The organism is Lysinibacillus sp. G1-3, assembly GCF_056322905.1.
Window position 1 is genome coordinate 101,610 of record NZ_JBWHYQ010000002.1, and the last position, 14,386, is coordinate 115,995.

Below are 14,386 nucleotides of genomic sequence, written 5' to 3' on the forward strand. Positions count from 1 at the left end.
TCATATAGCTGAGAGAATTAAAGACTCAAGGGTTTTAATGCGAGTGCGAGAGAGATTCAAAATACAATCATTTAAATGACGTATTAATTTCTCCATAAAACGAATACGGTCAAATAAAAAAACAAAGCTCATGCTTTGTTTTTTTGTCTATTGCTTATGATAAGAGGAATAATACATAACGATCCAAGGAGAATGAACAGTATTAAAGTGTTGATTGGATTATCTTTTACAATTGTATCTTCTTTATGTTTTTTTTCAAATGCTCTTACCTCTTCTATAGTATTTACTTTATCATTTGAAAGCAGTTCGTTTTTATCTACATCGTAGTAATAAAATCTGTGTTTGTTAAAGGTGAAAAAGTCATCATTTATCGTTTTATATGAACTTGAAATCATCGCTAAGTTCACTTTTTCCGTATCAGTCACTTTTTTTACATAGTTTTTACTTTCTTCTTTAAACAATTCTTTTTCTTTTTTTAATAAGTTAGCTGCTTCACTTTTTACCTTTTCTACATCTTGCAGCGTTGTTGCTTTTTTCAATCCCTCTTCTATTAAGGCTATTTGTTCCATTTTCATTTTTTCTTCAAATTCTTTTGTTTTTTTCTCTAATAATGACTTATCTTCTCTTGTTGTTTTGATGAGCACCGTTTTTGTTTCTTGTGCTAATATTTTGGCGGAGTTGTTTTTGTAATTATGAATTTCATTTTTATTTTTTTCGTTTACTGAATTCTGGTGCTCATCTGTAACGATTTTTGTTGCCATGCTGGCTGAAGAAAAGACGATACTCAATATACATACTGACAGTCCGATCACACTTAATTTTTTTATAAATTTCATGTAAATCACCCCGTTCTTTCTGTTATTATCCATGAAATCCGTTATTGCATTTACTCTCTTTTGTTCAAATATTTTCTATTTTATGATGAATCAAGAAAATTTATGAAAAATCATCAAGAACAGCTAAAAACGAGTTCCAATACATTAGGGCAGCAGAATAGGGAAGTGGCATATGCAACCACTTTAGAAATTAATGCTTGTTAGTGCAAGTTTTCCGTTATTAAAAGATATATCAAAAGAAGTCAAAACTATGATTTGAAATTAGGTGTTAAAAAAGTAAGAGGAATCGAAATAGGGGGGAATCAATGAATCATCAGCGGTTTTTATGGAAGGGGAAAATAAAAAGGACTGGGGTATTATTCCCAATCCTAATTAATAAAATTAAAATTTGGCGCCTGCAACGTCACTGAATTCATTCATTGGCCACAATAGCTAGCTATAATGACGCTACAAAAAAAGGAGTAGCCAGATTAAACAATGTCTGAGTCCATACGTGCATAGCCTTTTAAATCATCAAAAAGCTCTAATGCAAACGAATTGGAATCTGCTTGTGGGCTAACACCCTTTTGAACAAAGACTAAAAATTCATCTATCGCTTTTTTGGATCCTTCTACTTCAACCTCAATTTGTTCTTGATCATTAAGTTTACAGTAACCTTTTAATCCTAGCTCAATTGCTTTTTGTTTAATGAAAAAGCGGTAGCCAGTCCCATAAACGTCACCGAAAAATTTAATTAGCGCTCGCTTATTCAAGCTTACACCTCCTAGTGAAGGGGGAAGTACCCCCTTTGTGCTTAGTGCATAACACGTTCTTGTTCTAAATAGGCAATTAAGTTATTGATATAATAAAGAACCTGCTTAGAAGCTTGATCTACTTCTTTTAAATGAACTTCAGCTTGTTCGATATTCCCAGCCTTATAAGCTGCCGCTGCTAACTTCGCTGATTCGTGGACATGTAAATGATATGCATCTAAATCACGATAATCCTGTAGGTGCCCAAAACGTTCTACTGAGCGAGCAGATGTATACCATTTACCGAGTCGACAATCTGTATGCGATGAAACATCACTTGGTTGGACGTTTTCAAGACCGAGGAACATATTGTAAATTCGCCATTTCCATAAAATATGGTCGGCTTTTGATAATTGTAATAGTGCTATAGATGATAGCTGAACATTATTATTCGCAATAATGTCATTTCGGAATCGATTAATTTCTTTCCCTAATGCGTGAATATCACTAGATGTGTTATGGCTATAATCGCGAATATCATCTTGAAGACTAGAAATCTCAATCATTCTTGCGGATACTTCATCAATAGCTGCAGCTTGCTCCTCTGATATCGCCGCTGTATTTGTAACATCCAGATTAATACCTTCAATAGCACTAACAATCGCATTTAATAATGGTAACGATTCTTTAGCTTCAACGGTTGCTTCTTTTATAATCTCTGTCGTTTCCGTAATCGAGATTGACACATCATTTGAATAGCTCTTTAAATGATGTACATTTGTAGAGACTTCACTAAGCGCTGATACTGTGCCTTCAGCGAGCTTTCGAACTTCTTGTGCAACTACGGCGAAGCCTTTTCCATGTTCACCTGCTCGTGCTGCCTCAATAGAAGCGTTCAAAGCAAGTAAATTCGTCTGATCGGCAATTTGGTTGATTAACGTTACAACATTTTCAATATCATTTACCCGCTTTTGCAATTCTGAAAAGGACTCAACAATCGTTGTAAATGTCTCTTCAGTTTTAAAGATTTCAGAAAGGGCATGCTCTATGGCATTTTTTCCTTGTACGGCGTGATCAACAGATTCAGTTGTTTTTTCTGAAATACGTGAAGACATTCGTGCAACCTCATTAATAGAAGCGGCAATTTCTTCAGTTGCTGCGGTAGAGGATTGAATTTCCTCATTTTGCTTATCTAAGCTAAATACTAAATCTTTCATATACATGATTTTTGCGTTAACATCCATTAAAGAAGAAATTTCAGCAACTACATTTTCAATTGTACGTTCTGTTAATACTTCAACGAGCAATTCCTGATCAACATTGACTGCAGATTGGAAGGATTTCATGTATTCAAATGCCTTATTAGGTTTCAAACCAAAATTATGTAGTATGTATGTAGTAATATAAAATGCAAATTGATTGAAGACGACGATTAACTTACCTGGCTCATATTGATTTTTTCTGAATAAATTGAAAAATTTAACGGTTTCATCTACATATTCATCATCACGAGTAGCTAAGAAAAATTGAGTTAAGTATCGATTAATATATTCTTCACTAATCGTTAGCTCAGTGGAGAGAGAGATTTCACTTAAATAGTTATTAAAAATAGCGTTCATTGAAGGCGTGATATCGTTTAATTTATTATAAAGAGTTTTTAAATTCTCTTCATCTTGAGAGTTGAAATGGTTAAATGCTAGTGTTTTATTAAAACGGCCTGTAGCATTTAAATTTGTACCACGCTTTAATAATTCATCGAGTTCGGCCTTAGGTCGAATACTTGAAAACATAAAAAAAATACCTCCAAAAATTATGAATAATAAGGTAATAATAGCATATTAAAGTGTGTATTAATAGACATTTCAAATGTCTTTGCTAAAATGAAAGTATCTTATTACAGCAGGGAATGTGGCAAATATGTATACAATCATTTACATGAAAGCTGATTATGAGCCTTGGTGGAAGTTTGAAGGCTGGGAGGCTTTTATACAAACAAATGAAACCTTTGAAACAGAAGAGCAATTTGAATCAGCTTTACAAAGAAAACTGCAACACTTCCGATCAACATATGACAATGAAGTAACGAAGGAAGGGGGATTTTGGGCTTTTTGGTCAGAGGATGAAAGTGCTTTTTGCGAAGCTTGTGATGATGATGTACAAATTTATCACGGTATTATCACTTTGAAATCTGAGTCATAGAAATAAAATTTTGACATTTTAAAAAAAACATTTTTCTTTATTTGACAAAATTATGAATGATGGTTATACTTAGGTTAACAATTTAATTGCTTCACCGGAAACATGAATTCACATATTACAAAAAGTGATCGCGTTAGTACGGTACTCTTTGTAATATGTGAATTTTTTCATTCGCTGAAGAAATTACATATTGTTCACTTTTATTTTTTTGGAGGTTTTCTTAAATGAAACAAGGTACAGTAAAATGGTTTAACTCAGAAAAAGGTTTTGGATTCATCGAAGTAGAAGGCGAAAACGACGTATTCGTACACTTCTCAGCTATCGGAGGAGAAGGATTCAAAACTCTTGACGAAGGTCAAAAAGTGGAATTCGAAGTTGTAGATGGCAACCGCGGACCACAAGCTGCTAACGTAACTAAACTTTAATTCTCAGTAATTAAAATTACTTTCGTTAAACTTAAGACATCCTATTTCAATAGGATGTCTTTTTTTGTATTCAAATAGATTTAGTCGATGAGAAATGAACAATACATTTATTGATAATAATTTTATTATGTAAATTAAAAAGTCATTTAAAGAGTGTTTTTTTGGACCAATTAGATCTATTTATAAATTTTTTTTACAAATGAGAGAAAAGAGGTGGGCTGTCTAAATATGTGATTGTCAAAGAATATCTGTAATAAATAGAGCATAGATCCTGCGAGATGCTAGGACACGAGACCTGGCAATGAGCGTAAGGAGCACATGTCTTACCCACGAAAAGTGAAGTGGATTTTTACCATTGATAATTATGCTAGAATTCTTATAGAACTTTTCAGACATGCCCTTTTTAAAATAATTTAGTTTGGACTAATTATTTTCCTGTTGTTTTTTCTCCATATATTTTTTACCCCATTCACCCATAGTGTGCAATACGGGTATAAAGCTTTTCCCTTGTGCTGTTAGCGAGTATTCCACTTTAGGAGGAACTTGTTTATACACTTCCCTATGAACCATTCCATCCTCTTCCAACTCTCTCAGTTGTCTTGTTAATATCCCTTTTGAAATGCCTGGTAACAACCTTTGAAGTTCATTAAATCTTCTTGTTCGTCGACTTAGATACCATAAAATAGTGATTTTCCATCTTCCAGCGATTACATTTTGAGTAAGTGTCAAAGAACATACTTCTTCTTGTTCTTCGCTAGGTGGTTCTCCTTGAAAATTAAATCGAGCCATTGATTGATATTCCTTTCTCTCATTAGGTACTTTTTTTGTGACTATGTCATAAAAAAATGCCTACTTTTATTTTTGAGACTGTGGAGTATAGTATATACCTAGATTTCATTTTTCAAAATGAAAATTTAATTGGAGGGGAAAAAATGAAAATATTAGTTACAGGTGCAACCGGAAAATTAGGGTCAAAGATTGTAGAAGCATTATTAAAAGCTGTACCGGCAAGTGAGTTGGCCGTTAGTGTTCGAAATCCTGAGAAAGCAGAAGGATTTCGAGCTCTTGGAGTAGAAGTTCGACACGGAGATTTTGATCGACCAGAAACATTAGATGCTGCCTTTTCGGGAATTGATCGACTATTAATGATATCTACGTTTGGGGATGATGAAACAATAATGAGACAGCATACGAATGCCGTAACCGCTGCTCAACATGCTCAAGTAAAATTTATTGCTTATACTAGTGTAACAAATGCATGTGAAAGTAAGTTTTTCCTCGCTTCATCTCATAGAGCCAGAGAAGAAGCTATTTTGAAAACAGTTATTCCTTACTCATTTTTACGAAACAATTGGTATTTTGAAAATGAAATTGGGAGCATACAGGGCGCGATGGTAGGAGCACATTGGGTTACATCAGCAGGAAAAGGAAAAGTAGGCTGGGTACTTCGACAAGATTTAGCGGAGGCAACAGCAAATGTATTGATTGGGAAAGGACACGAGAATACAATTTACGAGCTTTCTGGAAAGCTAAAGACGCAAGAGGAATTAGTATCTGTCCTTGGAGATGTATTAGCGAAAGAAATCCATCTACAACAAGTCGATGATGTTACTTATGCGGACATTTTGAAAGGTGCAGGAGTACCAGAAGCATACCTTCCTATGCTCGTAAACACGCAAAAAGGTATTCGAGAAGGTGGTTTAGAAATTGAAAGTAACGATTTAGAAAAATTACTTGGTCGCCCGGTTACACCAATAAACGAAGCTCTTAGCCATATTATTAGTGAAATTTCTCAAACAGGAAATTAAGTTTAATCAAAAAAATGACCTTCCTATCTGTAATGGAGGTCATTTTTATATAAAGGACTGACGGCTTTACTTGTTAAATAATGTATAAAATAAACTAATTAGCATTGTGTAGTGTAGTTAACTATCAAAAATTGAACAACTATATTTTCAACCGTATTTAGCCATTGGTCTATTTATTTAATATACGTTGTAGCACCTGAACCGGTATAAATAAACCGACACGGCCATATGGATCTTTTTTCGCAGTTGCAAAGACAATCCCGATAACCTCACCATCAGCATTTATGACAGGACTCCCACTATTTCCTCGATAAACAGGTGCATCCATCATCATAACAGGTTCCTGCCAATCCTCTAGGTATGTTGATTCCAGTAATGTTCCTTCATTTGCGATGCCCGTAAAGGCTAGTGGATTACCAATGAAATAGACAGGCTCATTTTTGCTATAGCTCGGATTATTAGCAAGTGAAAGGGAGGGTAAATCATTCCCGGATACTTGCAATAATGCTAAATCTACGTCGGGGTAACTTTCCACTATCTTGGCACCCATTAATCCTTCCTCAGGGAAAACAACGAGTAATGATTGTGCATCTTCTACAACGTGTGCATTGGTTACGATAAGTCCATCTGAAGAAATAACAAAACCAGTACCTTTACTAGAACCTGTAGAGATCTCTACAACAGCCTTTTTATATGTTTTTATATCTTCTTGCGTTGATAACCGAGCAGACACTTTCAAAAATTCAATCGCTGGAATGGAGTAAATTTGAAAGATAAGTGCAAATGTATTCAAAAATAACACAAATGCCATACTCCAGACAATCCATTTGACAATCGGTCTTTGTTTTTTGGGCTTTTTACCTTTGAGGCGTTCTTCTTGTTCTTGTGCTAACGCTTTTTCCTGTTCAGCGAGGACAAGCTCAATCAATTCTTCTTCTGACAAATCTTCATCTGTTGTTGATCTATGTATGTCACTCATAAAAGTCCTCCTTACTCAAAATGAAAAGCGCCCAAGCAGGACGCCTGTGAAGTAATTCTTATGCAATTTTTGTAGGGTAGGTTTAATGCCAAACGGTTCCATATTAGTGTCAATATCATGTCTTCTATACGGAATATGTCATTGTGGTCATTGTACCCTTTATAGCGTGTAATCTAAAAGAAGTCAGGGGTGATTGAATAGTTCAAGTTATTTGCTATTTTACAGTGAGACTTTTTAGTTCTTTACTTTCATTATACGTGAAGTCTATAGGTTATACGAATATTATGAAAACCAGTTTACAAGAGTAATCTATTTGCTAGGTATACTGGACAAAAGGATGTGTTAGCTAGAAAAGCAATTGTAATTAAAATAATTATATTATGTAAACTGAGCTAGAAACTTGTAAGAGAGTCTCTAATTTAATATGATAGAGATGAATTTACGAAAATGGGGGGCGTATAGATGTATCGACAAGTAGATGATTTTTTAAATGAGTGGTCAGCATCAGCACAAGGCACAATTCAAGTATTAAAGGCTGTAACAGATGAAAAGCTAGAGCAAAGCATCGTAGAAGGTCACAGCACATTAGGCTGGTTAGGGTGGCATTTAGTTGGTGCTGCTGGTTATTTCAGTTATTTAGCAGGTTTGCAGGTGCCGATGATTCGTCAAGAAGATCCAATTCCATCTACAGCGGCTGAGATTGTAGCTGCTTACGAAAAACTAGCAAATGGTGTGAAAAAGGAAGCTGCAAAGCTATCAGATGAAGACTTGCTGGAAGAAGTAAAAGGCTTCACGGGACCAATTGCTAGAGGTGCATTATTACGTGTACTAATCGATCATCAAACACATCACCGTGGACAAATGACAGTGCTACTTCGTCAAGCAGGCTTACCAGTACCAGGCGTAATGGGACCAACGAAAGACATGCAAAAGTAGACGTATTAGGCAGATACTCAATGTATCTGTCTTTTTTATTTTTTGTGAAAATGAAAAACAATTACATATAACGAGAAAATAGGCAATCCAAATAGGAAGTGCCTATTTTTGTTTAAAGTAGAATTGGATATAGGCTACAAATTTTTAACGATCCTTATTTAATAGCAAACCATCTAAAAATATTGCAATAAAGCCTTTACTTTCGTGTAACAAATCAAATTTTTTTCCAAAAACTAACCAGTCATATAAAGAACCTCGCATACAACGAGTAATGTAAATGACGGTTTCTTGCACATTTATTTGTACAGATAATTCACCATCCTTAATTGCCTTTTGTATAAATGAATGCAAGATTTTATACAATTTGCGTTCAGAATTAGAAAAGAAATTTCTTTCGTTTTCAATTAAGCCACTTTTGTAAACAGACCGCATTAAATCCATTCCTAAATCATCTTTTAAATATGTCATTTGTGCATCAATTAATGAGATTACCTTTTCCTTGAAGGTAAGATTTACGGGCAAAGTAGTCGTAAATTCTTCATAAAAATGATCAATTTCTTTAAATTTTTCTAGGAAAATATCGTACTTTGAAGAGAAATGACCATAAAATGCTCCTTTTGAACTGTTGCTTTGCTGAACAATTTCATCAACCGTTACTTGATCAAAGCCTTTCGTTTGAAACAATGTAAGCGCTGTTAAATATATATGTTTCTTCGTTTCTTGAGCCTGTTGTTTTCTTGTCATTTTCATTTCTACATCACCTTATTTCCACTATATTTGCTACTTAACTTTAGCATAATACTCGTTTGTGTAATTAATTTGTTTTCTGAATATTAAGAAATAATATTGACAACTATTTGTCTTGACGATTAATATACAGGCTATAGTCTATGAAACTATTTCAAAAGGGGTGTAGATCATGGATCTCTTTTAGGGAGAGAGTTGCGCAACAGCCTGAAAAAAGTTTTATGCGGTTTGAGGATCGTAACGGAATGTATGTCGAAAAAATAATGGGGATTTTTATCAGGAAGTTATGCTTTAGTAATGCACTTCTTAAGCTGGGCATTAAAAAAGGGGATCATGTTTACTCGCTCTGCAATTAGTGAAGAGGCTTGCACATTGTCGGGAACGTCTCGCAAAATTTAAAGTGCCGGATCGTATTGAATTTGTGATAGATTTTCCTCGCACACCAGTCGGCAAAATTCAAAAGCATGTTTTACGTAACGCTATTTTTAGGTAAAGCGAATGAAATAAAAATTTGAATGTAGAGAGAAGGGGCTATATGAAAAATGTGAAAGTATTATTAGCAAGTTTAGCAGGCTCAATCATTGAATGGTACGATTTTTATTTGTATGGTACGGCAACAGGATAGTTTTTACAACGCTATTTTTCCCTTCGACTAATCCAGCAATTTCGATTTTAATTGCATTTGCTACGTTTGGAGCTGGCTATGCGGCACGACCAATTGGAAGTTTAATCTTTGGACATATGGGTGATCGTGTCGGAAGGAAAGCCTCGCTTATGCTCACGTTAATTGGAATGGGCGGTAGTTCTTTTTTGATCGGTTTATTACCTACCTATGCGCAAGCAGGGTTACTCGCGCCAACGCTATTAGTCATTTTGCGACTTATTCAAGGGATTGCACTTGGGGGTGAATGGGGAGGTGCTGTGTTACTAGCTACCGAATCGGCTACGAAAGGTGTGCGTGGCTTTTTTGGTTCTATTCCGCAGCTTGGTGTTCCAATCGGTTTAGTTTTAGGGACATTTAGTTTTACACTTATTTCTTCATTAACGACCGAAGCACAATTTATGGCCTGGGGATGGCGTTTACCATTTCTATTTAGTGCAGTTTTAATCGTATTAGCGATATGGATTCGAAGTGGGATTGAAGAAACACCTGAATTTAAACGCAAAAAAGACAATGGTGAACTAGCAAAGATACCAATTGTCCAAGTATTTAAATATAACAAAAAAGACATTTTCCGCATTATTGGATTAAAAATAGGGGACGGATTCTTTAATGTATTTTTAATGTCATTTATTTTAGTGTATGTGACGACGTATATTGGCTACACAAGGGATGTTGCATTATTTGCTTTAACAATAAGCTGTGCAACAATGATAGTAACAATTCCACTAGTTGGTTATTTTTCAGACTTTATAGGACGTAAGAAAATTTATATTGGTGGCCTTATTACAATGTTACTGCTTGCAATTCCTTATTTCGTGATGATTCCGATTAGTTCAACGTATTTCTTTATGTTACAAGTCGTATTACTTGGTGTCGTATGGGCAGCCATTTTCGCGACGCAAGGTACGTTCTTTTCTGAATTATTCCCAGCGAATGTTCGCTATACGGGGCTATCCTTTGGCTATCAAATCGCTGCAGCAATCGTCGGTTTTGGACCAATGCTATGGACTTCTTTAGCAACAGAGTATGGGGCTTCACCGTACTTATTTGGTGGATTGATGATAGCCGGGCTTCTAATATCACTGCTACTTGCAGTATTTTCGCCTGATACACGGATAATCACTCAATATGAAGAAACTGTCGAGAAAGTACAAGAAAATGAACGACTGTCAGATACTCAAGTGGAAGTGGCAATGACAACATCGACAAAGTAATCGTGGACATTATTTTTACAAGGAAAGCAAAAGTGTGTTTTATAGCTATAAAAAAACAGGGTTCTCCTTTTTGAATAGGAGAACCCTTCTAATATTAGCTTAAGCCTTGGCTATCTTTCCACTCAAGGAATTCATCATAAGTTAATAGTTTATCTAAAATTGTGCCGTCTTCACGGATTTCGATGACACGGTTCGCAATTGTTTGAATGAACTGATGGTCATGAGATGTGAACAGCATCGCACCTTTGAAGCGCATAAGTCCTTCATTTAGTGCTTGAATAGATTCAAGGTCAAGGTGGTTCGTTGGTTCATCTAGTAAAACAACGTTTGCTGTAGCAAGCATCATTTTAGATAGCATACAACGTACTTTTTCTCCCCCTGAAAGTACAGAAGGTGATTTTTTTACTTCCTCACCAGAGAATAACATACGACCTAAGAAGCCGCGTAAGAAGCTTTCTGTTTCATCATCAGGAGAATATTGGCGTAACCATTCAACTAATGATTTTTCTGAACCTTCGAAGTATTTATCGTGATCATTTTCGAAGTAACTTTGAGAAGTTGTTACGCCCCATTTGAACGTACCAGCATCTGCTTTTCTTTCATCCATTAGAATATCAAGAAGAGCTGTTTTGGCCATTGGATTACCAAGTAAAATGATTTTATCTTCTTTGTTCATTGAAAAGCGAATATCTTTAAATAGTGTTTCGCCTTCATTGCTTGCTGTAAGACCTTCCACTGTTAACACATCGTTACCGATTTCACGTCCAGTTTGGAAGTTGATGAATGGATATTTACGGCTAGAAGGTTTAATGTCGTCAAGCTCGATTTTATCCAACATTTTCTTACGAGAAGTCGCTTGGCTTGATTTCGAAGCGTTCGCAGAGAAACGAGCAACGAATGCTTGTAGCTCTTTAATCTTTTCTTCTTTCTTCTTGTTTTGGTCTGCCATCATTTTTTGTGCTAATTGGCTAGACTCATACCAGAAGTCATAGTTACCAACATATAATTGGATTTTAGAGAAGTCTAAATCCGCGATATGCGTACACACTTTATTTAAGAAGTGACGGTCATGGGATACGACAATAACAGTATTTTCAAAGTTAATTAAGAATTCTTCTAACCATTGAATTGCTTTTAAGTCAAGGTGGTTGGTAGGCTCATCTAGTAATAGAACGTCTGGTTTACCAAATAGAGCTTGTGCTAATAATACTTTGACTTTGTCAGAACCTTCAAGATCAGCCATTAGCATATAGTGAAGCTCGTCGCCAATTCCTAACCCGTTTAATAATGTTGCTGCTTCTGAGTCAGCTTCCCAACCATTTAGGTCAGCGAATTCACCTTCTAATTCAGCAGCACGCATGCCATCCTCATCAGAAAAGTCTTCTTTAGCGTAGATAGCGTCTTTTTCAGATTTTACTTCCCAAAGACGTTTGTTCCCCATAACAACTGTATCTAATACATTGAATTCATCGTATTCAAAGTGGTTTTGTTTAAGAACTGATAAACGTTCGTCCTTACCCATTGATACGTGTCCTTCTTGCGCTTCAATTTCACCAGAAAGAATTTTTAAAAATGTTGATTTACCAGCACCGTTTGCACCGATTAAACCGTAGCAGTTCCCTGGTGTGAATTTTATATTTACGTCTTCAAATAGTTTACGATCGCCATAGCGAAGACCTACATTACTTACTTGAATCATGCAAGTTCCTCCTTTTTTCACAATGGCACTAGTATATCATGAAATATGTACCATAGTCTATAAACATTATTAAATCAACGTTTGGTTATGTATTGTCAAATATTTGAGTGGGATAAGAGTGGGGATAATGTTAATAAAAAGTGAATACATATACTTTTTTTATGTATTTAATCGTCTCAATTGTAAAGAACAGGTTTTATGAAATAAAGCCCTCTCTAGTGAGAATGGCTTCTAAATTATTTTAAATCAAACTGGAGAAAAGGCTTTTATCATTAAAGTTTCTCTTCCCATATCCAAATTGGCTGCTGAAGAACGATGGATGTAAGGTGACGGTTGATTTTTTTTGAATTCACCGTCATCTCATTGCTAAGAACAATCACTGTTAATTCTTCGTCATTTAGCCGTGTAACATAATGATGAAAACCACTCGGATATCCTCCTGGATGCCCAACAGCATTTTTCCCCATGACATCTTGAGTATACCAACCATACCCGTATTGATACGGAAACTTTTTAGCATGGGTCATACTCATCAGCTGAGAAGATTTTTTGCTTATCAATACATGATTACGCAAGGCTCGGTCAAACAGTTCTAAATCTACAGCTGTAGAAATGATGTCCCCAGCTGCATACGCTGCAGAATTATGCATTAATGGTCCGATTTTCCCCTCTATATGTCCTTCCGCTTTCGGTAAATCATCCGGAACTGTAAACATAGAATTAATCATCTTACTCGGCTCAAAAATATGCTCTTCTATATAATTTGAATAGGGCTGTCCGCTGACTTTTTCAATAATAAGTCCTAACATCACATAACCAGTATTACTATAACTAAAGCTTCTACCTGGGGTAAATTCTAATTCAGAATCACTAACGGTATTTACAATATCAATTGGATTCCATTCTTTACTGTAATCAAAATTTTCCTTTAGATAATCCGGAATTCCCGAGGTATGACTTAGTAGATGACTTATTGTAATAGTTTCTCCATTCGGAAAGTCAGGAAGGTATTGCGAAATTGGATGGTCTAAGTTTAGAAGTTCCTTTTCTACTAGTTGCATGACTGCTACTGCCGTGAATGTTTTAGATAATGAAGCAATCTGATAGAGCGTGCTTGGGCTATTAGGTAAATCAGTGGCAGACAGTCCGTAACCCTTTGAAAATAAAACTTCATCTTCCTTAGCGATTAGGACAGTACCCTGAAATTTTTCATTTATCAAATATTGATCGATTTTTTCAGGAACGCTTCCAGATAAATTACTATGGTTACTACGCCCAAATAATAGCAAAGCTACTATAGACACGACTACAATAACAAGAATAATAATTGAAGAAATTTTTAATGATTTTTTCATATAGACCTCGCAATCTATTTCTCTAAAGCTTTTTAAACACATTCTACTTATTAGACAATATTTGACACGCAAAAAAATAACAATTAATTATGATCTTGAATCAGTGAAGAAATTTTTTGAAATATGTAAGCTTTGGGGTAAGTTAGGCAACGGCTTATTTAAAAGTAAGAGGATGAACGATAGAACGTTTGACAAATAAATAATACAAACGGTATGAGTATTACAATCTGATAGTTACATACACACTGAGGGATAGATTAATTTGTGTCTCTATTTTTATTTTATACAAATTATCCCTTAAATGCCATATAATATTTACACAAGAGGATAAGTAATACAAACTATTGAATAATCCAAGGTGTTACCTGAGGAATTTCAGTGGCTGTCTTAGCGTCAATTATAAGCTATGAAGTACATTGGAAGACTAAACAGGTCATTAACAGCCTAACTAGGTGTGCATTTGTATCTGAATAAAATGGTATGGAATGAAAAATATATATTATTAAAGATGCATTTTTTAATGGTTTTTTATTTATTCTTTTAACATTTGTCCTTATGGGTAGCAAACGCAAAGCATAATGAGGTATTGGCGGATGAGTTAGAAAGGGTTGATAATACATGAACATGTAGTAATGAGAACATGACGCTTATTTAAGATTTTACGATAATGTAGAAATGCTTTTTAAACAAATTGATGATTAAATCCAAATAGTTGTGAACGAAAGTATTTAGTAAGAAAGATTTATTCCAGGTACTCGAAAAAATGAGACTTGGTCTTTTTCAATTTCTTTAA

General features: G+C 35.0%; 13 protein-coding genes and 1 pseudogene. 6 read left to right on the forward strand and 8 right to left on the reverse strand.

All coding sequences use genetic code 11. From position 1 onward, the window contains the following. Positions 1 to 128: 128 nt before the first annotated feature. The 3 genes from ACVYAD_RS02515 to ACVYAD_RS02525 form a co-directional block, all read right to left on the reverse strand. Entirely contained in the window at positions 129 to 836 is a 708-nt protein-coding gene (locus tag ACVYAD_RS02515) for a hypothetical protein (protein WP_476424368.1), read from the reverse strand. Between the two features lie 470 nt (positions 837 to 1,306). Then, a complete protein-coding gene (locus tag ACVYAD_RS02520) occupies positions 1,307 to 1,588 on the reverse strand; it encodes an acylphosphatase (protein WP_197140733.1) in 282 nt (93 codons plus the stop codon). Between the two features lie 41 nt (positions 1,589 to 1,629). Then, entirely contained in the window at positions 1,630 to 3,357 is a 1,728-nt protein-coding gene (locus ACVYAD_RS02525; RefSeq protein ID WP_476424370.1) for a methyl-accepting chemotaxis protein, read from the reverse strand. Between the two features lie 127 nt (positions 3,358 to 3,484). Here ACVYAD_RS02525 and ACVYAD_RS02530 point away from each other — a divergent pair, with 127 nt between their 5' ends. Together ACVYAD_RS02530 and ACVYAD_RS02535 are read left to right on the forward strand one after the other, a co-directional pair. Beyond that, positions 3,485 to 3,766: a DUF1033 family protein gene (locus tag ACVYAD_RS02530; RefSeq protein ID WP_349657857.1), complete on the forward strand. Its 282-nt coding sequence runs from the start codon at positions 3,485 to 3,487 to the stop codon at positions 3,764 to 3,766. 224 nt (positions 3,767 to 3,990) lie between these two features. Further along, positions 3,991 to 4,191, forward strand: coding sequence for a cold-shock protein (locus tag ACVYAD_RS02535; RefSeq protein WP_049665398.1), 201 nt, complete (start codon positions 3,991 to 3,993; stop codon positions 4,189 to 4,191). A 423-nt stretch (positions 4,192 to 4,614) separates the two neighbouring features. Here ACVYAD_RS02535 and ACVYAD_RS02540 read toward each other — a convergent pair whose 3' ends face one another. Further along, positions 4,615 to 4,980 carry a winged helix-turn-helix transcriptional regulator gene (locus tag ACVYAD_RS02540; protein ID WP_476424373.1) on the reverse strand — a complete coding sequence of 122 codons (366 nt, stop codon included), beginning with the start codon at positions 4,978 to 4,980 and terminating at the stop codon, positions 4,615 to 4,617. Between the two features lie 143 nt (positions 4,981 to 5,123). Between ACVYAD_RS02540 and ACVYAD_RS02545 the strand changes: the two genes are divergently transcribed. Then, a complete protein-coding gene (locus tag ACVYAD_RS02545) occupies positions 5,124 to 5,999 on the forward strand; it encodes an SDR family oxidoreductase (RefSeq protein ID WP_476424374.1) in 876 nt (291 codons plus the stop codon). A gap of 169 nt (positions 6,000 to 6,168) precedes the next feature. Here the strand turns inward: ACVYAD_RS02545 and ACVYAD_RS02550 are convergent, their stop codons facing one another. Next, on the reverse strand, positions 6,169 to 6,978 hold the full coding sequence (locus tag ACVYAD_RS02550) for a S1C family serine protease (RefSeq protein ID WP_476424375.1): 810 nt from the start codon (positions 6,976 to 6,978) through the stop codon (positions 6,169 to 6,171). 462 nt (positions 6,979 to 7,440) lie between these two features. On the opposite strand from ACVYAD_RS02550, the gene ACVYAD_RS02555 reads away from it, so the two are divergent. Further along, positions 7,441 to 7,914, forward strand: a complete 474-nt coding sequence (locus tag ACVYAD_RS02555) for a DinB family protein (protein ID WP_476424377.1) — start codon at positions 7,441 to 7,443, stop codon at positions 7,912 to 7,914. A gap of 144 nt (positions 7,915 to 8,058) precedes the next feature. Here ACVYAD_RS02555 and ACVYAD_RS02560 read toward each other — a convergent pair whose 3' ends face one another. Next, positions 8,059 to 8,664 (reverse strand): TetR/AcrR family transcriptional regulator, encoded by a 606-nt coding sequence (locus tag ACVYAD_RS02560; RefSeq protein WP_476424379.1) that lies wholly within the window; start codon positions 8,662 to 8,664, stop codon positions 8,059 to 8,061. A gap of 364 nt (positions 8,665 to 9,028) precedes the next feature. Here ACVYAD_RS02560 and ACVYAD_RS02565 point away from each other — a divergent pair. Together ACVYAD_RS02565 and ACVYAD_RS02570 are read left to right on the forward strand one after the other, a co-directional pair. After that, positions 9,029 to 9,154, forward strand: a pseudogene (locus tag ACVYAD_RS02565) (hypothetical protein); the annotation flags it as partial. 92 nt (positions 9,155 to 9,246) lie between these two features. After that, positions 9,247 to 10,539, forward strand: coding sequence for an MFS transporter (locus tag ACVYAD_RS02570; protein WP_476424380.1), 1,293 nt, complete (start codon positions 9,247 to 9,249; stop codon positions 10,537 to 10,539). A 94-nt stretch (positions 10,540 to 10,633) separates the two neighbouring features. Here the strand turns inward: ACVYAD_RS02570 and ACVYAD_RS02575 are convergent, their stop codons facing one another. Both ACVYAD_RS02575 and ACVYAD_RS02580 read right to left on the reverse strand, forming a co-directional pair. Next, the gene (locus tag ACVYAD_RS02575; RefSeq protein ID WP_197140750.1) at positions 10,634 to 12,238 is read right to left on the reverse strand and encodes an ABC-F family ATP-binding cassette domain-containing protein; all 1,605 of its coding nucleotides are present in this window, start codon (positions 12,236 to 12,238) and stop codon (positions 10,634 to 10,636) included. Between the two features lie 272 nt (positions 12,239 to 12,510). Then, positions 12,511 to 13,593: a serine hydrolase domain-containing protein gene (locus ACVYAD_RS02580; RefSeq protein WP_476424381.1), complete on the reverse strand. Its 1,083-nt coding sequence runs from the start codon at positions 13,591 to 13,593 to the stop codon at positions 12,511 to 12,513. Positions 13,594 to 14,386 lie beyond the last annotated feature (793 nt).

Excerpts from the sequence above, each read along its gene's own strand:
- ACVYAD_RS02580 (WP_476424381.1), bottom strand. The coding sequence starts at position 13,593 with ATGAAAAAATCATTAAAAATTTCTTCAATTATTATTCTTGTTATTGTA.
- ACVYAD_RS02550 (WP_476424375.1), bottom strand. The coding sequence starts at position 6,978 with ATGAGTGACATACATAGATCAACAACAGATGAAGATTTGTCAGAAGAA.
- ACVYAD_RS02540 (WP_476424373.1), bottom strand. The coding sequence starts at position 4,980 with ATGGCTCGATTTAATTTTCAAGGAGAACCACCTAGCGAAGAACAAGAA.
- ACVYAD_RS02545 (WP_476424374.1), top strand. The coding sequence starts at position 5,124 with ATGAAAATATTAGTTACAGGTGCAACCGGAAAATTAGGGTCAAAGATT.
- ACVYAD_RS02515 (WP_476424368.1), bottom strand. The coding sequence starts at position 836 with ATGAAATTTATAAAAAAATTAAGTGTGATCGGACTGTCAGTATGTATA.
- ACVYAD_RS02570 (WP_476424380.1), top strand. The coding sequence starts at position 9,247 with ATGGTACGATTTTTATTTGTATGGTACGGCAACAGGATAGTTTTTACA.
- ACVYAD_RS02535 (WP_049665398.1), top strand. The coding sequence starts at position 3,991 with ATGAAACAAGGTACAGTAAAATGGTTTAACTCAGAAAAAGGTTTTGGA.
- ACVYAD_RS02530 (WP_349657857.1), top strand. The coding sequence starts at position 3,485 with ATGTATACAATCATTTACATGAAAGCTGATTATGAGCCTTGGTGGAAG.
- ACVYAD_RS02575 (WP_197140750.1), bottom strand. The coding sequence starts at position 12,238 with ATGATTCAAGTAAGTAATGTAGGTCTTCGCTATGGCGATCGTAAACTA.
- ACVYAD_RS02525 (WP_476424370.1), bottom strand. The coding sequence starts at position 3,357 with ATGTTTTCAAGTATTCGACCTAAGGCCGAACTCGATGAATTATTAAAG.
- ACVYAD_RS02555 (WP_476424377.1), top strand. The coding sequence starts at position 7,441 with ATGTATCGACAAGTAGATGATTTTTTAAATGAGTGGTCAGCATCAGCA.
- ACVYAD_RS02560 (WP_476424379.1), bottom strand. The coding sequence starts at position 8,664 with ATGAAAATGACAAGAAAACAACAGGCTCAAGAAACGAAGAAACATATA.